Origin of the sequence: Streptomyces tendae (genome assembly GCF_008632955.1) — a bacterium.
GTDB lineage: Bacteria > Actinomycetota > Actinomycetes > Streptomycetales > Streptomycetaceae > Streptomyces.
The window spans coordinates 973261-991458 of sequence record NZ_CP043959.1 but is presented as its reverse complement, the minus strand read 5'-3'; the positions used below and the strand labels follow the sequence as shown (position 1 = coordinate 991458).

The window sequence follows — 18198 nt, the reverse complement described above, 5'->3', positions numbered from 1 at the left end:
GGGGGCGGTACCTACCTGGCTTCTCGGGTGGCGAGCTGGTCGGCGGTGTGGGCGATGCCGAACGCCTGCGGGACGGGCTGGCCGGCCATGTACAGGCGGTCGGCGGTCCGCCGGGGCAGGGGATGGTGGACGAAGGAGCCGTGGACGCGGCCGTCGGGGGTCATCGGCAGCGCGTCGAAGCGGGCGACGGTCGCCAGCCGGTACGGCTCCCCGCCGTGGCTCTCCAGCAGGGCGATCTCGGTGATGCGGCGGGCGCCGTCGGCGAACCGGGTGAGCTGGACGATCACGTCGACGGCGCTGTTGATCTGGTCGTGCAGGGCGACGAAGGGGATCTCCACGTCGGACATGGAGGCGAGGGTCTGCAGCCGGGTCAGGGCGTCCTCGGCGCTGTTGGCGTGGACGGTGGCGAGGGAACCGTCGTGGCCGGTCGACATCGCCTGGAGCATGTCCAGGGACTCCCCGCCGCGGACCTCGCCGACGACGATGCGGTCGGGCCGCATGCGCAGGGAGTTGCGCACCAGGTCGCGGATGGTGACCCGGCCCTTGCCCTCGACGTTGGGCGGGCGGGACTCCAGGCGGATGACGTGCGGCTGCTGGAGCTGTAGTTCGGCGGAGTCCTCGATGGTGATGATGCGTTCGCCCTCGGGGATCAGTCCGGACAGGGCGTTGAGCAGGGTGGTCTTTCCGGTGCCCGTGGCTCCGGAGACGATGACGTTGAAGCGGGCCTGCACCAGTCCGGCCAGCAGGTACAGCATGGGCTCGTCGAGCGAGCCGAGGCCGATCAGCTCGTGGAGGGTGAAGGAGCGCGGGAAGCGGCGGATGGTGAGGACCGCCCCGGTCAGGGACAGCGGCGGGATGATGACGTTGACGCGCTCACCGGACGGCAGCCGGGCGTCGACCATCGGATTGGACTCGTCCACGCGCCGGTTGACGGTGGAGACGATGCGCTCGATGGTCTGCATCAGCTGGTCGTCGGAGGCGAAGCGCAGCGGAAGTTGCTCCACCCGGCCGCCGCGCTCGACGAAGATGGCGTCCGGGCCGTTCACCATGATCTCGGTGACGGACGGGTCCTCCAGCAGCGGTTCCAGGATGCCGAGGCCGAGGGCTTCGTCGACGACGCGGCGGATCAGCTGGGAGCGTTCGACCGTCGACAGGACGGGGCCCTCGCGGCTGATGATGTGGCCGAGGACGCGTTCCAGCCGGGCCCGGCGCTCGGCCGGGGCGAGCGCGCTCATCTCCGCGAGGTCGATCTCCTCCAGGAGCTTGGCGCGGTAGGACGCGACGAGGTGGCTGTCCTCGCCCCGCCCGGTCCTCTCCTCGGGGGAGTTGATACGTGCCCGCAGGCTCATGGGTCCCTCGCTCCTCGTCCTCGTCCCGGTCCTCGTCCGCTCACCGGTCCTCGTCATGGGCCGTACCGGCCCGGTGGTGGGGTCAGTGGTCGACGGGCATCGTGGCGCTCCTCCCCGCCGTCCCGAAGTCCCAGCCGGGGACGATGGACGGGATGTCGACCCGGGCGGTGACGGTGACCTCGTCGCCGCCCCCCGACGTGCCGCAGGAGGTGCCGCCGGCGAGCCAGGAGCTGACGGCCGCGGCGCAGGCCGCCTGGGCGCCCTGGTCCAGGGAGGCGCTGCGGGCGCCCGCGCGGGCGGCGGTGCCCGCCTGCTGGGCGGTGTAGGCGATCAGTCCGAGCTGGACGCCGGCCATCGCCACGAGGATCAGGACGGGCAGGAAGCCCAGGTATTCGAGCGCCACCTGTCCTCGGTCACGGCCACCGCCGCGCGGGCGCGGCATCTCAGACCTCTCCGGTGTTCCGGCCATCTCAGTCCGTCTCCTCCTCGACCGCGCCGGCGTGGCCGGTCACCTCGAAGGGGAACGACACGGTGCCGGGGAAGAGGACCGGGACGGTGAGCTTGACGTCGGCGGTGACCATGCCGCCGCCGGTCGCGCAGGTCACCGTCGCGCCGCTCCCCCAGGCACCCGACAGCTTGTCCTGTCCGGCCTCCTGGCAGGCGCCCTGGCGTGCGCCGGGAGACGCGGCGGTCCCGGCCCGCGCCGCCTCGTCGGCGGCGTTCCCGGCGAGTGTGAACGTGTAGCCGACCAGCACGAGCTGCCACAGCACGATCAGCGTCACCAGGATCGTCGGGGTCATGCCGAGGAATTCGACGGTGACCTGCCCGCGGTCGCCGGACGGCCGCCTCAGGACGCCGTGGCCGCACGACCGCCTCGGGTCGGTGGCCACCCCCCGGCGCCCCGGACCCGCCGCCCTTGTGCTCCGCGCGCCGCTCATCCCGTACCTTCCCGGCGCCGCCGGAAGCTCACCGCGCCCCGGTCGCCGCGCGCCCGGCCGCCCTTGTGGCCGGCCTGCGCCGCCCGGACCAGGCCGAGTTCGCCGGCCAGCGCCCACATCGCCTGCTTCACGCTGCTCCTGGCCTCCAGCTCGTGGACGCGTCCGGCGTCCACCACGCCCTGGAGCTCCTTGAAGTGGGCGGGGATCGTGGTGGCGGCGACCGCGGTGCCGGTGATCCGGGCGATGAGCGGCGGCTGGATCTCCGTGGACCGGTTGTGCCGGTTGACGACGACCGTGGTCTCCTCCGCCTTGCGGATCTGCAGCCGGTCCCACATCCGCACCGTCCGCTTGGCACCGCGTACGGCGATGACGTCGGGGGTGGTGACCAGCAGGGCCCGGTCGGCCGTCTCCACCGCTGCCGCGCCGGCCCCGCCGAGCTGCGCGCCGCAGTCGACGACGACGACCTCGTAGCGGGAGCGCAGGGCACCGACGATGTGGCGGGCGGCGCGGTCGGTGACCTCCTCGCCCCGTTCGCCCTCGGCGGGGGCGAGCAGCAGGGCGAGTCCGCTGTCGTGGCGGAAGACGGCGTCGGCCAGGACCCGCGGGGAGATGTCGGTGATCGCGGCGAGGTCGACGACGGACCGGCGGAACTGGACGTCGAGGTAGGAGGCGACGTCGCCGGTCTGCAGGTCCATGTCGACCAGCGCGGTGCTCCGTCCGGACGTCTGGGCGGCGAGCGCCAGCTGGACGGCGGTCAGGGTGGCGCCGACCCCGCCCTTGGCCCCGCTGACGGTGACGACGGTGCCGCCCGCACCGGGGAGCAGGTCGCCCCCGGCGCCCAGGTGGCGCCGTACGCCGGCCGACCACTGGGCGACCGCCGCGACCCGGACGGCGAGTTCCTCGTAGCCGACGGGGAGGGCGACCAGGCCGCGGGCGCCGTGGTCCATGGCGGCCTGGAAGAGGCCGGGGCTCGCGTCGGAGGTGACGAGGATGACGCCCACGGCGGGGAAGCGCAGGGCGACCTCGCGGATCAGCTCCAGCGCCGGGACGGGGCCGATGCGTTCGTGGACGACGACCACCTCGGGCAGTTCGTCGAGGGACTCGGCGGCCAGCCGGGAGAGGGCGTCGACGAGCTGCGTGGAGTCGGTGACCGGGGCGAGCGGCTCCGCGTCGGGGAGCTGGCTGAGCAGGGTGGTGAGGGACCGGACCGCGTCCGCGTCACCGACTGCCGGGAGGATCCTGGTGGACATGCGGGCCTCTCACTTGTCCTGCGCGAGTTCGTACGTCCGGTCCTTCTCGGGGACGCCGGCGTCGCCCCCGGGGGCGACCAGCGCGAGGCGGACCCGCTGGGCGAAGGACTCGGCGTAGGTGATGCGCTGGGCGTCGAGCGTGGACAGCGCGAAGGTGATCGGGACGGCGTCGGTGGGCTGCCGGCCGCGGTCGCTCTCGTCCGGCTGGAGGGCGGTGAGCCGGCCCACGTCGAGGACCTTGGCGCCGGTGACGATGATCTTCGACTGGTCGGGGTCGCCCTCGCGCTGTCCTTCGAAGGTGGCGTAGACGTTGACCGTGGAGCCCGGGGTGATCTTGCCGGCCACGCCGGTCGCCGCGTCGATCATGATGGCGACCTCCTGCTGCCCGGGCTGCAGGGCGGGCCGGTCCACGATCATGTCGCTCTGCAGCAGCGAGCCCTCGCGCAGGGTGGTCACGGCGATCTTGCCGCGGAGGTCGTCGAGGTCGGTGACGGCGTTGTCCGACAGCCACCGCTCGGGCATCTCGATCCGCTCGAACTGGTCCGCGCCGAGCGTGGTGTAGGGCGCGATGTCGGCCTTCAGACGGTACGCGGGGACCTCGGGGCCGACCTTGGAGCGCACGTCGTTGATGACGGAGAGCACGCCGGCGAACGCGCCGAGGGCGCACAGGACCGACAGGAGCAGGAGTATCACGCCGCGGCGCTGACGGGAGTTCATGAACCGTGCAACCTCGTTGGGGATAGCGGTCGAGCGGGATCGGGCGGGCTCGTGCGGTGGGCGTACGGGTCAGGAGCCCCGGGTGAGGGCCGGTCTGGCCTCGGGGGCGGGCGGGGTGGCCGAACAGAACACGCAGCGGTCGCCGATGACGTCGATGCCGCACCAGTGACAGGTGCCGCGCCGCACGGACGTGACCAGTTGGTAGAGCACGGACAGGTCGGGCAGGTAGGTGCAGAACTCGACGAGCTTGCCGGTGCCCCACCAGTCGCCCGACTCCGCGGGCAGCGGCGCCTCGCGCAGACCCTGCACCCGCCAGGCGGGCGCCAGGGTGGTGGTGACCCAGTCGGACTGGAGCTGGCCGCGGGCGACGAGCATCCAGGTGCCGAACTCCGGGCCGTCCAGCGTGGTGTCGGGGCCGAGCCGGACGAGGTGCGGCTGCGGATGGGCGAGGACGGCGAACTGGCTGCCGGGCATCCAGGACTTGGCGTGCTGCTTGAGGTCGACGGGCACCCGGTCGAGGCGGGCGACGGAGCCGAGCAGCGCCCCGGCGTGGAGGTAGTGGGTGAGCAGGCGGCCGGCCGAGGCCAGCACGCCGGGTCCGATGTCGCAGGAGGCGAGCTGGCGTAACTGGCGGGCCAGCACCGCGACGGCGAGCGGCGGCAGGTCGGGGCGGAAGATGGCTATCCGGTCGCTCTCCATCAGGGAGCGCAGGGTGTGCAGCCGCCGCAGGACGGCGGTCGGCGTGGCCTTGGAGCACACGACGACGACATGGCCGTACTGCTCGACGGTCAGCTGCAGTTCGGCCAGCACCTGGTCGAGCGGACGGGTGTCGACGTCCCGCAGCACCACGGCGGGCAGGGTCCGTTCGTCCTGCGCCGGCAGCGCCATGTCGGCGCCGGTCACGGCAACGGCAGTTGGCACGCGCGGCTCCCCGTTCTCCCCATGCCCGTCGGTCCACCGGGCGTTACTCCGATGCACCCTGGTGACTTCACTGCGTGACTACCTCAGCACTGTATCCACGGGTCCGTGACCGGAGAACAGCCTTTGAGCAGCCGAACGGCAACTCCTGGCACACAAGGTGCGTCAAAACGGGGCAGGTCGATCATCTCGCCGGTCTCGATCCGGCACCGACGGTGTGGGTCCTGTGCACCGGCTTGACGCGGGACCACGCCCCGGGTCCTCCGGGCCACGCTTCCCACCCGCCCCCCGCCCTACTCCCGTACGGGCGACGCCGTTTCCGGTCTGGACCTATTGACAAGGGGATTGGTCTGGACCACGGTGTGCACAACAACGGTGGCCACCGTCGCTTCCTCCTCCCCAACTCCCCCACCGGAGGCCCCAAGTGGACCGCGCACCTCGCACGCCCGGCCGCGGCAGACGCGCCTGGGCGGCAGCCCTCGTCTCCGCCCTGTCCCTCGTCCTCCCTCTCGCTGGCGCCGGCCAGGCGTCCGCGGCGGACGTCAACAACGCGAAGAACGCAGGCTTCGAGTCGGGCCTGAGCAATTGGACCTGTTCGGCGAACAGCGGCAGCGTCGTCCCCTCCCCGGTGCACGGCGGCTCGGCCGCGCTGAAGGCCACGCCCGCCGGGCAGGACAACGCCCGCTGCTCCCAGACCGTCGCGGTGCGGCCCGGCTCGACGTACCGCCTGACCGGATGGGTGCAGGGCGGGTACGCCTACCTGGGCGTGACCGGCACCGGCACGACCGATGTCTCCACCTGGACGCCGGACTCGGGCAGCTGGAAGCAGCTGTCCACCAGCTTCTCCACGGGCGCGAACACCACCTCCGTGACGGTCTACACCCACGGCTGGTACGGCCAGCAGCCCTACTACGCCGACGACGTGTCCGTGCTCGGCCCCGACGGAGGCGGCGGGGGCGACCCGGAGCCGACCGTGCCGGGCACGCCGGGCGGGCTGACCGTCTCCGGCACGACGGCCAGCTCCGTGACCCTGTCGTGGAACGCGGTGTCGGGGGCGACCGGTTACACCGTCTACCGCGACGGCAGCCGGGTGACGGCCGTGTCCGGCACGTCGGCGACGGTGACCGGGCTCGCGGCGTCCACGTCGTACAGCTTCCAGGTCGCCGCGGCCAACGCGGCGGGCGAATCGGCCAGGTCGGCCGCGGTGAGCGTACGCACCCGGGAGAACGGCGGGGGCGGGGGCGGTGACCTGCCCCGGCACGCGGTGACCGGCTACTGGCAGAACTTCAACAACGGCGCGGCCGTGCAGAAGATCTCCGACGTGCCGTCGCAGTACGACATCATCGCGGTCGCCTTCGCCGACGCCACCGGCACCCCGGGCGCCGTCACCTTCAACCTGGACTCGGCCGGCCTGAACGGCTACACCGTGGACCAGTTCAAGGCGGACGTGCGTGCCAAGCAGGCGGCCGGCAAGAAGGTCATCATCTCGGTGGGCGGCGAGAAGGGCACCGTCTCGGTGAACGACCCGGCCTCCGCGGCCAACTTCGCGAACTCGGTGTACGCCCTGATGCAGGAGTACGGCTTCGACGGCGTCGACATCGACCTGGAGAACGGCCTCAACGCGACCTACATGACGCAGGCGCTGCGGTCGCTGTCCGCGAAGGCGGGCCCGTCGATGATCCTGACGATGGCACCGCAGACCATCGACATGCAGTCGACGTCCGGCTCGTACTTCCGGACCGCGCTGAACGTGAAGGACATCCTCACGGTCGTCAACATGCAGTACTACAACAGCGGTTCCATGCTGGGCTGTGACGGCAAGGTGTACAGCCAGGGCACGGTGGACTTCCTGACCGCGCTCGCCTGCATCCAGCTGGAGAACGGCCTCGACCCGTCCCAGGTGGGCCTGGGCCTGCCGGCCTCCACCCGGGGCGCGGGCAGCGGCTACGTCGCGCCGTCCGTGGTGAACGCCGCGCTGGACTGCCTGACCCGCGGCACCGGCTGCGGCTCCTTCAAGCCGTCGAAGACCTACCCGGGTCTGCGCGGCGCCATGACGTGGTCGACCAACTGGGACGCCACGGCGGGCAACGCCTGGTCCAACGCGGTCGGCCCGCACGTCCACGCGCTGCCGTAACCGTCACCGCTGCCGCCCGGTCCGCCCCCGCCCACACCACCGTGGGCGGGGGCGCTCGCGTGCGGCGCCGAGTCCGTGTGAAACATTTCCCCGGCCCCACCGCATCGAAGAGGTGAGGCGGCGGGCGCGAAGCCGTACGAGCACTGGGGGACGAAGCATGAGACAGGCGCGGGCGGACGAGTACGCCGAGTTCGCGGCGGCGCGGGCCGGTCACCTGTACCGGTCCGCGTGCCTGCTCACCGCCGGGGACACGCACCTCGCCGAGGATCTCGTGCAGGAGACCTTCGGGCGGCTGTACGTCCGCTGGGGGCGCGTCTCCCGGGCCGACAACCCCGCCGCCTACGCCCAGACCGTACTCACCCGTACCTTCCTCGCCCACCAGCGGCGGCGCAGCAGCCGTGAGCGGGCGACGGACACGTTCCCCGACCTGCCGGGCGCCGCGGACGGGGACGCGCCGCTGCGGCTGACGCTGATGGCCGCGCTCGCCCGGCTGCCGTACAAGGACCGGGCCGTCGTGGTCCTGCGGTACTGGGAGGACCGCTCCGTGGAGCAGACCGCCGGTGTGCTGAACGTCAGCTCGGCGGCCGTGCGGACGCGCTGCGTCCGCGCGCTCGGCCGGCTGCGGGAGCAGCTGGGCGAGGACATCCAGGAGTACTCCCGCCCCTGACACCCGCTCCCGTCCCCTTCTTCGACCTCATACTTCTCACACCCCGCGGAAAGGGTGGTTCGTCATGCCCGAGAACATGCAGCAGGACCCCTTCGAGGACCGGTTCGCCGCCGCCCTGCGCGACACCGGCCACAGCATCCACACCGACGACCCGGCCGCCCTCGTCGCCGGGGGCCGGGTGCGCGGACGCCGGGCCCAGCTGCTGCGCCGCACCGCCGTGCTGGGGGGAGCGGCCGGTGTCGCCCTGGTCGGGGTGGGCGGTGCGCTGCTCCTGCCGGGCGGCTCGTCCGACCCGCGGCGGACCTCCGCAGCGGCGAGTTCCGCGTCCCCGGGCTCCTCGTCCGCCGGGGCCTCGTCCTCCTCGTCCGCGGGGCCCGCCTCGGGCGACGGGGCCTTCTCGGGCGACGACATCCTGCGTTCGCTCAAGGCACTGCTTCCGGAGGGCACCTTCAGTGAGGAGACCGCGCAGGGCACGGATTCGCCGTTGCCCCCGACCGCGCACGTGGTGTTCGACGACGGCGAGGGCGCGGCGGCCATCGGCCTGAGTCTCGGCCGTGTGGAACCCGGCAGCGAGCAGGCCCGCCAGGTGACGACCTGCCCGGACAAGACACAGGTCGACCACGACGGCTGCACCTCGGACCGGCTGCCCGACGGCTCCCTGCTCATGCTGTTCCAGGGCTACGAGTACCCCGACCGGCGGGTGGAGACCAAGTGGTGGAACGCCGAACTGGTCACCCCCGAGGGACAGCACGTGTCGCTGAGCGAGTGGAACGCGCCTGCGGAGAAGGACGCCCCGGTGTCCCGGCCGAAGCCCCCGCTCTCCGTCGAGAAGCTGAAGGAGGTCGTCACCGCCGACGTGTGGCGACGGGTCGTGGACGCCATGCCGGAGAGCCGCAAACCGTCCGTCACCCCCGAGGCGCCCCCCGCCGGGATGCCGGGCAAGACGATCGCCGACACGCTCGCCGGTCTGCTGCCCGAAGGGCTCAAGGTGATCACCGAGGGCGGCCAGGACAGCGGGTACGCCTACCTCGTCGTCAACGACGGCAAGGGCGCAAGCCTCGTCCAGATCAACGTGCAGCCCGGCATGGGCGACCTGGCCCGGGAGATCTTCGGGGGCGCCGAGACGCTGCCGAACGGCACCCTGATCACCGTCGGTGAGCAGCCCGGGGAGAAGGGTGGGGAGGGGGTCGTCATGTGGACCGTCGACACCCTGCGCCCCGACGGGCTGCGCGTCGTGATCAGCGCCTTCAACGCGCCCGCCCAGCACGAGGCCGCCACCCGCGACACCCCCGCGCTCACCCTCGCGCAGCTGCGGGAGATCGCGCTGAGCACGCGGTGGGACGCGGGGGCGTGAGACCGGCCGGCGGCCGTCCCGTCGGAAGGACTCCCACCGCCGCCAGGACTCCGACCGTCGGGAGAACTCCGGCTGTCAGAAGAACTCCGACCACGGCTGGTCCCAGATCTGCTTGACCGCCAGGACCAGGAAGAGCAGGCCCGCGACCGCCAGCATGCCGTTGCTCAGGGCGCCGTTGCGCCATTCGCGCGGGGTGCGGGAGGAGTTGAGCAGCCACATCAGGGTCAGGGCGAGGAACGGCATGAAGGCCGCGCCCAGGACGCCGTAGATGATGATCAGGCGGAAGGGCTCGTCCTGGAACAGCAGGATCATGGGCGGGAAGGTGAGCCACAGCAGGTACGCGCGGAACGTCCAGGAGCGTTCCCGGCGACCGGAGGCCAGCTCGTCGACGCGCGCCTGCCGCTCTCCGCGCTGCCGGGCCAGGAAGTCGGCGAACATCAGGCTGACGCCGTGCCAGACGCCGATCAGGGAGGTGAACGAGGCGGCGAAGAAGCCGACCAGGAACAGCGTGCCGGTGGTCGCTCCGTACCGGTCCTCCAGGACGTCACCGAGCTGGATCAGGCCCTGGTCGCCGCCGGAGATGGCGATGTTCGCCGAGTGCAGCAGCTCCGCGCCGACGAAGAGCATCGCCACGACGAAGACGCCGGTGGTGATGTAGGCGACCCGGTTGTCCAGCCGCATGACCTTCATCCAGCCGGTGCCGGTCCAGCCCTTGGCGTTGACCCAGTAGCCGTAGGCGGCCAGCGTGATGGTGCCGCCGACGCCGCCGATCAGGCCGAGGGTGTTCAGGACGGAGTCCTTCTCGTCGGGCAGGACCGGGAGGAGGCCGGCGAAGGCGTCGCCCAGGTGGGGCGTGACCCGGAAGGCCAGGTAGACGGTCACCACGAACATGACGCCCACCAGGACCGTCATGACCTTCTCGAACACCGCGTACTTGTTGAACCAGACGAAGGCCAGGCCGACGAGTCCGCAGGCGATGCCCCAGTACTCGAGGTCCATCACGTCCGGGAACAGCGCCTGGAGCGGCAGGGCGCTGGAGGACATGGCCGCCGCGCCGTAGACGAAGCCCCAGATGACGGCGTAGACGGCGAAGAACCAGGTGGTCCAGCGGCCCAGACTGGCCCAGCCGTCGAACAGGGTGCGTCCGGTGGACAGGTGCCACCGTCCGCAGGCCTCCGCGAGGGAGATCTTCACCAGGCAGCCGACGACGGCGGCCCACAGCAGGGTGTAGCCGAAGTTGCTGCCGGCGATGAGGGTGGCCACGAGGTCGCCGGCGCCCACGCCGGTCGCGGCGACGACGATGCCGGGGCCGATGTGACGCCAACTGGACCTGCGCGGGTGGGGGCCGGGCGCGGTCGCGCTCCCGGTGTCCTGGGTGTTTCCCGTGGTGTCCGCCATGGGGTCAAGAAAGCGGACGGGTGCCGGTCCGGCAAGAGGGCGTGCCGGGATCTTCACCGGATGCCCCTGCCGCCGCGGCCGGACGCGCACTCTTGACCTGATCATGTCAGGTCTCGACGATGTCGGCACCGCACCCCGCACGTCGCCATGAACCACCCCACCTCCCCACAGGAGAATTCATGCGACTCCGACCCCGCGGCGGACACCCCGCCGCGCTCGCCGCACTCCTCGCCCTCGCGCTCGCCGCGCCCCTGTCGCTCACCGCGGCCGGCCCGGCCGGTGCCGACGGGGCGCACCGGGCGGCCCCCTCCGCGGACGACATCCGCCAGTACGAGATCCACCGGCACACCACGCCCGTCACCCGTACGGCCATCCAGCAGGCCGGCGTCACCGTGGACGAGGCCGACGAGGAGACCGTGGTCGTCTCCGGCCGCGCGGACCAGATCCGCGCGCTGCGCGGCCAGGGCTACGAGATCACGCCGCTCGGCGCGGCACCGGACCGTTCCTCGGCCGCCGACGGACCGCGCCTGTTCGACTTCCCCTCGGCCGACTCCCGCTACCACAACTACGCCGAGATGAACGCGGAGATCGACCAGCGGATCGCGGCGCACCCGTCGATCATGAGCAAGCGGGTGATCGGGAAGTCCTACCAGGGCCGGGACATCGTCGCCGTCAAGGTGAGCGACAACGTCGGCACGGACGAGACCGAGCCCGAGGTCCTCTTCACCCACCACCAGCACGCCCGCGAGCACCTCACCGTCGAAATGGCCCTGTACCTGCTGCGCGAGCTCGGCGCCGGGTACGGCACCGACGCCCGGGTCACGAAGATGGTGCAGGAGCGGGAGATCTGGATCGTCCCCGACCTCAACCCGGACGGCGGCGAGTACGACATCGCCGCCGGCTCCTACCGCTCCTGGCGCAAGAACCGCCAGCCCAACTCCGGTTCGTCGTACGTGGGCACCGACCTGAACCGCAACTGGGACTACCGCTGGGGCTGCTGCGGCGGCTCCTCCGGCTCCAAGTCGTCCGAGACGTACCGGGGTTCGGCGCCCGAGTCGGCGCCCGAGGTGAAGGTGGTCGCCGACTTCGTGCGCGGCCGGGTGGTCGGCGGGGTGCAGCAGATCAAGGCCGGCATCGACTTCCACACCTACAGCGAGCTGGTGCTGTGGCCGTTCGGCTACACCTACTCCGACACCACCACCGGCATGACCGCCGACGACCACGCCGCGTTCAAGGCCGTCGGCCAGAAGATGGCCGCCAGCAACGGCTACACGGCCCAGCAGTCCAGCGACCTGTACATCACCGACGGGTCGGTCGACGACTACCTCTGGGGCACCCACAAGATCTTCGGCTACACCTTCGAGATGTACCCGCGGTCGGCGTCGGGCGGCGGCTTCTACCCGCCCGACGAGGTCATCGAGCGGGAGACGTCCCGCAACCGCGACGCCGTGCTCCAGCTGCTGGAGAACGCCGACTGCATGTACCGGGTGATCGGCAAGGAGAGCCAGTACTGCCGTTAGTCGCGGTCGCCCGCCCCGGCCTTGTCCATGGCGGTTTCCTCGGTCTCCGCCTGCTCTTCGGACCCGGCCGGCTCCTCGGCGTCGTCGTCGAAGTACGTGTCGAGGACGGCGTCCAGGGCGGTGTCCCACTCGGCGAACCGGCTCCGGGAGTCGGCGTCGATCTCCAGGGGGTACCAACGCCGGTCGGGGGTGTGGACGGTGACGGTGTACCGCTTGCCGAAGCGGGCCGTCTCCGTCTCCACCGCGCCGATCTCGTCCCAGCGGAACTCGCACTCCTGGTCGTCCAGCCGCAGCCGCACGCCGCGGTGGTCGGCGACGATGGCGGCACGGCGGTCGGACGCCTCGAAGACGGGGCCGTCGGGGACGGGCTCCGGCTCGTCCCCGGTGTCCTCGGACGCCGGGGCGGCCACGGTCTCCGCGGACTCCGCGCTCTCCACGGCCTCTCCGGCCTCGGGGGCCGCTTCCGCGGCGTCGTCCACGTCCTCCTCACGGCCGGTCGCGGGCGTGGTGAGCCCGGGGACGAATGCCGGGTCGAACCCGGCGCCTTCCAGGGGCTGGCTGCTCGTACCTATGCGCTGCTCCACACCGCAGGAGTATGGTCGACGATCCTGTGCGCGTCACAGCCAGCCCCGACTTCGTTATCAGACGCCTACACGGGCACCACGGCTCTCCGGGCCCGCCGGGGTCACACCACCAGGCTCAGCGCCGCCGCGACCACGAACCCGGCGACGGACAGCACGCTCTCCAGCACCGTCCACGTCTTGAGCGTGTCGCGCTCGCTGATGCCGAAGTACTTGGCGACCATCCAGAACCCGCCGTCGTTGACGTGGGAGGCGAAGATGGAGCCCGCCGAGATGGCCATGATGACGAGCGCCACGAACGCCTGCGAGTGGTCGCCCTCGGACAGCAGCGGCGCCACGATGCCGGCCGTCGTCACGATCGCCACCGTCGCCGAGCCCTGCGCGACCCGCAGCACCACGGAGATCAGGTACGACAGCACGATCACCGGCAGGCCGACGTCGTTGAAGGTGTCCGACAGCGCCTGCGCGACGCCGCTGCCCTTGAGGACGGCACCGAAGACGCCTCCCGCGCCGACCACCAGCAGGATGTTGCCGACCGGCTTGAGGGACGAAGTGGACACCGTCTCCAGGGACTTGCGGGACCAGCCGCGCCGGATGCCCAGCAGGTAGTACGCGAGGAACAGCGCGAGGGTGAGGGCCACGAACGGGTGACCGAAGAACTCGATCACCGAGCGCAGGGTGGACTCGTCCAGCGCGATGGAGGAGAAGGTCGCCGCGAGGATCAGCAGCAGCGGCGTACCGATGATGCCGAGGACCGTGCCGAGCGGCACCGGGGTCTCGCGCGGCTGGACGCCCGACGCGCGCTGTTCGGCGGCGACGGCGTCCTTGGCCTCCTGCGCGGCCTCGACCATGTCCTGCGGCACGGCGACGAAGATGCGCTTGCCGATCCAGGCGGAGTAGACCCACGCGGCGGCGACGGCCGGCAGACCGCAGACGACACCCATCAGGATGACCCAGCCGAGGTCGACGTGGAGCAGTCCGGCGGCGGCCACCGGACCCGGGTGCGGCGGCAGGAAGGCGTGAGTGACGGAGAGTCCGGCGAGGAGGGGGAGGCAGTAGAGCAGGATCGACTTGCCGGAGCGCTTGGCGGCGGCGTAGACGATCGGGGCGAGGACGAAGATGCCGACGTCGAAGAAGACCGGGATGCCGAAGATCAGACCGGTGAGGCCCATCGCGAGCGGCGCCCGCTTCTCGCCGAACAGTCCGAGCAGCCGGCTCGCCAGCACCTCGGCGCCGCCGCTGACTTCGAGGATCGCGCCGAGCATGGTGCCGAGGCCGATGATGATCGCGACATGGCCGAGGATGCCGCCCATCCCGGACTCGATGGTGGACACCGCGTCCGAGCGCTGGACCGTGCCGAAGAGTTCGGTGACCGACAGGCCCGCCAGCAGGCCGACGGCTATGGAGACGGCGAGCAGCGCCACGAACGGCTGGAGCCGCACCTTGATGATCAGGAAGAGCAGCAGCGCGATACCGATGGCGGCGACGGTGAGCAGGCCCGCGGTGCCGTCGACGAGGAGGAGGAACCCTCCGGTGTGCGGTGGTGTCTCCGCGGGCGCGGAGGCGGCGAGCGGGAGGGACGGATGGGACATGCGGGGGTCCTCTGGGTAAGGGCATGGGGCTTTCGGGCAGGGGGGATCGCGGCACGGCGTCCCGGGGTGCGGGACGCCGTGCCGTGACGACGTGCGGTGTGCGGTGGTGAGGGAGGGAGATCAGCCGAGGACGGCGAGGGCGTCGATCTCGATGAGGAGGCCGGCGGGCAGACCGACGTAGACGGTCGTGCGGGCGGCGGGCGGCTGGGTGAGGCCCTGCTCCTCGAAGTAGGCGTTGTAGAGCTCGTTCATCTCCGCGAAGTGGTCGACGTCGGTGAGGTAGACGCGGATCATCATCACGTCGTCCCAGCTCGCGCCGCCCTCCTCAAGGATCGCCTTGACGTTGGCGAGGGTCTGGAGGGTCTGCTCGCGCAGGGTCGGACCGGCGGGGGTGGGGGCCTTGCCCTCCTCGTGCGGGAGGAAGCCGACCTGCCCGGCGACCTGGAGGATGTTGCCCTTGCGGACGCCGTGCGAGAACTTCGCGGGCGGGGTGGTGTGGGTCTTGGGGGTCAGCGCGACTTTCTCGGTCATGCGGGGGTGTCCTTCACTTCAGTTCTGCCGGGGTCCGGCCGGAGTACTCGCCGCTGATGGCGTCCGCCGTACGGCGCACCAGCGGGAGCAGGGTGAGGAGTTCGTCGGCGGTGACGACGACGTTCGGCGCGGAGACCGACATCGCGGCGACCACCCGGCCGTCGGCGCCGCGGATCGGCGCGGCGACACAGTTGATGGACTCCTCGTGGCCGCCGAGGTCGGTGGCCCAGCCCTGTTCGCGCACCTTGGCCAGCTCCTGGAGGAACGCGGCCGCGTGGGGCGTCGAACGGGGCGTGTACATGGGGTAGTCGAGCTTCTCCGCGAGGGCGCGGCGCTCGGGCTCGGGCAGGTCGGCGAGGAGCAGCTTGGCCACGGCCGCCACGGTGATGGCGACGGGCTTGCCGATCCGGGAGTACATCCGCACCGGGTAGCGGCTCTCCACCTTGTCGATGTAGAGAACCTCGTTCTCCTCGTACACGGCGAGGTGGACGGTGTGTCCGCACGTCTCGTTGAGGCGTACGAGGTGGGCGTGGGCGATCTCGCGGACGTCGAGGTTCTCCATCGCCTCCTGGGCGAGCGCGAAGAGGCGGGCGCCGAGGCGGTAGCGCTGGTCGGACTGGCGGTAGACCAGGCCGTGCTCGTGGAGGGTGCGCAGCAGGCGCAGGGCCGTGGACTTGTGCACGCCGAGGCGGTCGGCGACCTGGCCGAGGTCGGCGGGGCCCTCCGCGAGCAGCGGAAGGATGCTCAGGGCGCGGTCTACGGTCTGGCTCATGGGGTGTGTGCCTCCTCTGCGGCCTCCGCGTCGGCTGCTGTCCAGCCGGGGCCGAGTCGCAGTCTCCCCCACGCGGGGTCGTCGAGGGCGGCGAGGCGGTCGGCGAGGGGCCGGGGCGGGGGTGGGGCGAGGTCACCGGGGGTGGTGAGGGTGGCGGCGGCGGCGAGGTGGCCGTGGCGCAGGCGGTCCCGAACGGGCAGACCCCGGAGGGTGGCCGAGAGGAAACCCGCGGCGAAGGCGTCGCCGGCGCCGACTGCCGCGACGACGTCGACGTGCAGGGCGCGTACGAACGTCGCCGTGCCGTCGGCGTCCTCGCACAGGCCGTCGGTGTCCTTGTCGAAGGCGACCGCTCCGCCCTTGCCCTGCTTGACGACCACGATCTCAGGTTCGGGGAGGGCCTCCCGCACCGCACGGGCGCCGCGCAGCCCCCATGCCTGGCGCGCCTCGTCCTCTCCGACGAAGACGATGTCCGCCCTGCGGGCCAGCTCCAGGAGCACATCCGGATCCTGGCCCTCGCCCCACAGGCCCGGGCGGTGGTTCACGTCGAAGGAGATCAACGGGCGCCCCGGCCGGGGGGCGGTCAGCTCGCGCGTCAGGGCCAGGCAGTCCGGCGAGAGTGCCGCCGTGATGCCCGAGAGGTGCAGGACGCGTCCGGCACGTACGGCGTCCGGGTCCACGCCGGCCGGCGACATCGCCGACGCCGCCGAGCCCGCCCGGTAGTAGGCGACCTCGTGGGTGTCGTCCGCGCGGTCGCCGGCCGTGCGGAAGTAGACGCCGGTGGGGCGGTCCGGGTCGCGGCGGACGTACGACACGTCGACGCCGTACGCGCCGATCGCCTCGACGAGGTGGTCGCCGAATCCGTCGGCGCCGACCCGGCTGACCCACCGGGTGGTGTGGCCCGCCGCCGCGAGCACGCACGCCACGTTGGACTCGGCGCCGCCGATCGCCCGGTCGAAGGAGGGGACGTCGGCGAGGCGGCCGGGCCGGGAGGGCAGGAACGTCACCATGGACTCGCCGAGCGCGACGACGTCCACGACGTCGGGGGCGTTTCCGGTTCCGGTGACGGTCACGATGGCGGGGCTCCTCGTCGGGGCGGGGACGCGGTGTCCGTTGACCGCGTGTGGCGGAGATGTTAGACAGCGGTGAGCGATATACGCAATGGGTGTTGCAAGTAATGCAACACCGCTGATCAGGGAGGCTTTGATGGTCCTCGATGCTCTCGCCCGCCTCGCCGAGGAACGGGTCGGCCACCGCTTCAAGGGCCTCCCGCCGGACGCCGGGGGGCTGACCGTCGGCGAGCTGGCCGCGCAGCGCCGGAACCTCTTCACCGACGGCTTCACCACGCCCGTGCTCGCCTTGTCCGCCGAGCGGCTGGAGCACAACCTGGTGGCGCTGGAGACGTTCGCCGAGCGGCACGGGCTGGCGTTCGCGCCGCACGGCAAGACCTCCATGGCGCCGCAGCTGTTCCACCGCCAGATCGAGCGCGGCGCGTGGGGCATCACACTGGCGGTGCCCCACCAGGTGCGGGTGGCACGGGAGTTCGGCATCGAGCGGGTCTTCCTGGCGAACGAGCTGGTGGACGCGGCGGCCCTGCGCTGGATCGCCTCCGAGATGGACGCCGACCCCCGCTTCCGCTTCGTCTGCTACGTCGACTCCGTGCGCGGGGTCGAGCTGATGGACGCGGCGCTGGACGGGGCGTCGCGGCCGGTGGACGTGGTGGTCGAGCTGGCCGCCGGTGAGGGCGCGCGCACCGGGGTGCGCACGGAGGCGGAGTGCGCGGCCGTCGCCGACGCCGTGGCCGCCGCGCGGGCGCTGCGGCTGGTCGGGGTCGCCGGGTACGAGGGCGAGGTGCCGCGGGCGGACCCCGAGCGGGTGCGGGCCTGGCTGCGGCGGCTGGTGGCGCTGGCCGGGGACTTCGACAAGGCGGGCCGGTTCGCGGGGCTGGACGAGATCGTGGTGAGCGCGGGCGGCAGCGCCTGGTTCGACGCGGTGGCGGACGTCTTCGCGGAGGTGCCGGAGCTGTCGGCGCCGGTGCTGAAGCTGCTGCGGTCCGGGGCGTACGTGTCGCACGACGACGGGCACTACCAGCGGCTGACCCCCTTCAACCGGGTGCCGGGCGAAGGCGGTCTGGAGCCGGCGTTCCGGCTGTGGACGCAGGTGGTGTCGCGGCCGTCGGCGGAGCAGGCGTTCACCAACGCGGGCAAGCGGGACGCCGCGTACGACCTGGATCTGCCGGTCGCCCGGGTGGTCCGCCGGGACGGGGCGGAGCGGCCGGCCACGGGGATCGAGGTGACCGCTCTGTCCGACCAGCACGCGTGGCTGCGCACCTCTTCGGAGGCGGATCTGGAGGTGGGAGACTGGGTGGGGCTCGGCCTGTCCCACCCCTGCACGTCCTTCGACAAGTGGGTGCTCATCCCCGTGGCGGAGGCGGACGGCACGGTCGTCGACTACATCCGTACCTTCTTCTAGGAGGCAGG

General features: G+C 72.0%; 17 protein-coding genes. 5 read left to right on the top strand and 12 right to left on the bottom strand.

Annotated features, from left to right (window positions below):
- Positions 1-11: 11 nt before the first annotated feature.
- From F3L20_RS04735 to F3L20_RS04710, 6 genes are all read right to left on the bottom strand, one after another.
- On the bottom strand, positions 12-1349 hold the full coding sequence (locus F3L20_RS04735) for a CpaF family protein (protein ID WP_150152496.1): 1338 nt from the start codon (positions 1347-1349) through the stop codon (positions 12-14).
- An 82-nt stretch (positions 1350-1431) separates the two neighbouring features.
- The gene (locus F3L20_RS04730) at positions 1432-1818 is read right to left on the bottom strand and encodes a TadE/TadG family type IV pilus assembly protein (protein WP_382682828.1); all 387 of its coding nucleotides are present in this window, start codon (positions 1816-1818) and stop codon (positions 1432-1434) included.
- A 1-nt stretch (position 1819) separates the two neighbouring features.
- Positions 1820-2149, bottom strand: a complete 330-nt coding sequence (locus F3L20_RS04725; RefSeq protein WP_240810836.1) for a pilus assembly protein — start codon at positions 2147-2149, stop codon at positions 1820-1822.
- A gap of 134 nt (positions 2150-2283) precedes the next feature.
- Positions 2284-3537, bottom strand: coding sequence for an AAA family ATPase (locus tag F3L20_RS04720; protein WP_150152492.1), 1254 nt, complete (start codon positions 3535-3537; stop codon positions 2284-2286).
- Positions 3538-3546: 9 nt separating this feature from the next.
- Positions 3547-4254, bottom strand: a complete 708-nt coding sequence (cpaB, locus tag F3L20_RS04715; protein WP_145827132.1) for a Flp pilus assembly protein CpaB — start codon at positions 4252-4254, stop codon at positions 3547-3549.
- A 69-nt stretch (positions 4255-4323) separates the two neighbouring features.
- A complete protein-coding gene (locus F3L20_RS04710; RefSeq protein ID WP_150157220.1) occupies positions 4324-5157 on the bottom strand; it encodes a hypothetical protein in 834 nt (277 codons plus the stop codon).
- 439 nt (positions 5158-5596) lie between these two features.
- On the opposite strand from F3L20_RS04710, the gene F3L20_RS04705 reads away from it, so the two are divergent.
- From F3L20_RS04705 to F3L20_RS04695, 3 genes are all read left to right on the top strand, one after another.
- Complete coding sequence (locus F3L20_RS04705) at positions 5597-7306, top strand: chitinase (RefSeq protein ID WP_150152490.1); 1710 nt, start codon at positions 5597-5599, stop codon at positions 7304-7306.
- A 157-nt stretch (positions 7307-7463) separates the two neighbouring features.
- Entirely contained in the window at positions 7464-7973 is a 510-nt protein-coding gene (locus F3L20_RS04700) for a SigE family RNA polymerase sigma factor (protein ID WP_150152488.1), read from the top strand.
- Between the two features lie 64 nt (positions 7974-8037).
- Positions 8038-9327, top strand: coding sequence for a hypothetical protein (locus tag F3L20_RS04695; protein WP_150152486.1), 1290 nt, complete (start codon positions 8038-8040; stop codon positions 9325-9327).
- 75 nt (positions 9328-9402) lie between these two features.
- Here the strand turns inward: F3L20_RS04695 and F3L20_RS04690 are convergent, their stop codons facing one another.
- A complete protein-coding gene (locus F3L20_RS04690; RefSeq protein WP_150152484.1) occupies positions 9403-10725 on the bottom strand; it encodes an Nramp family divalent metal transporter in 1323 nt (440 codons plus the stop codon).
- 179 nt (positions 10726-10904) lie between these two features.
- Between F3L20_RS04690 and F3L20_RS04685 the strand changes: the two genes are divergently transcribed.
- Complete coding sequence (locus F3L20_RS04685) at positions 10905-12245, top strand: M14 family metallopeptidase (protein WP_150152482.1); 1341 nt, start codon at positions 10905-10907, stop codon at positions 12243-12245.
- On the opposite strand, the gene F3L20_RS04680 is transcribed toward F3L20_RS04685, so the two are convergent.
- The 5 genes from F3L20_RS04680 to F3L20_RS04660 all read right to left on the bottom strand — a co-directional run bounded on the left by F3L20_RS04680 (position 12242) and on the right by F3L20_RS04660 (position 16791).
- A complete protein-coding gene (locus F3L20_RS04680) occupies positions 12242-12829 on the bottom strand; it encodes a hypothetical protein (RefSeq protein ID WP_150152480.1) in 588 nt (195 codons plus the stop codon). The two genes, F3L20_RS04685 and F3L20_RS04680, sit on opposite strands and share 4 nt — an antisense overlap.
- 101 nt (positions 12830-12930) lie before the next feature.
- On the bottom strand, positions 12931-14418 hold the full coding sequence (locus F3L20_RS04675; protein WP_145827125.1) for a GntP family permease: 1488 nt from the start codon (positions 14416-14418) through the stop codon (positions 12931-12933).
- A gap of 120 nt (positions 14419-14538) precedes the next feature.
- Positions 14539-14949, bottom strand: a complete 411-nt coding sequence (locus F3L20_RS04670; protein ID WP_024886653.1) for a RidA family protein — start codon at positions 14947-14949, stop codon at positions 14539-14541.
- A gap of 13 nt (positions 14950-14962) precedes the next feature.
- Positions 14963-15721, bottom strand: a complete 759-nt coding sequence (locus tag F3L20_RS04665; RefSeq protein ID WP_145827123.1) for an IclR family transcriptional regulator — start codon at positions 15719-15721, stop codon at positions 14963-14965.
- Positions 15718-16791 (bottom strand): sugar kinase, encoded by a 1074-nt coding sequence (locus F3L20_RS04660; RefSeq protein ID WP_276615860.1) that lies wholly within the window; start codon positions 16789-16791, stop codon positions 15718-15720. Before F3L20_RS04660 ends, F3L20_RS04665 begins: the two co-directional genes overlap by 4 nt.
- A gap of 133 nt (positions 16792-16924) precedes the next feature.
- Here F3L20_RS04660 and F3L20_RS04655 point away from each other — a divergent pair, with 133 nt between their 5' ends.
- Positions 16925-18190: an alanine racemase gene (locus F3L20_RS04655; protein WP_150152478.1), complete on the top strand. Its 1266-nt coding sequence runs from the start codon at positions 16925-16927 to the stop codon at positions 18188-18190.
- Positions 18191-18198: the final 8 nt, after the last annotated feature.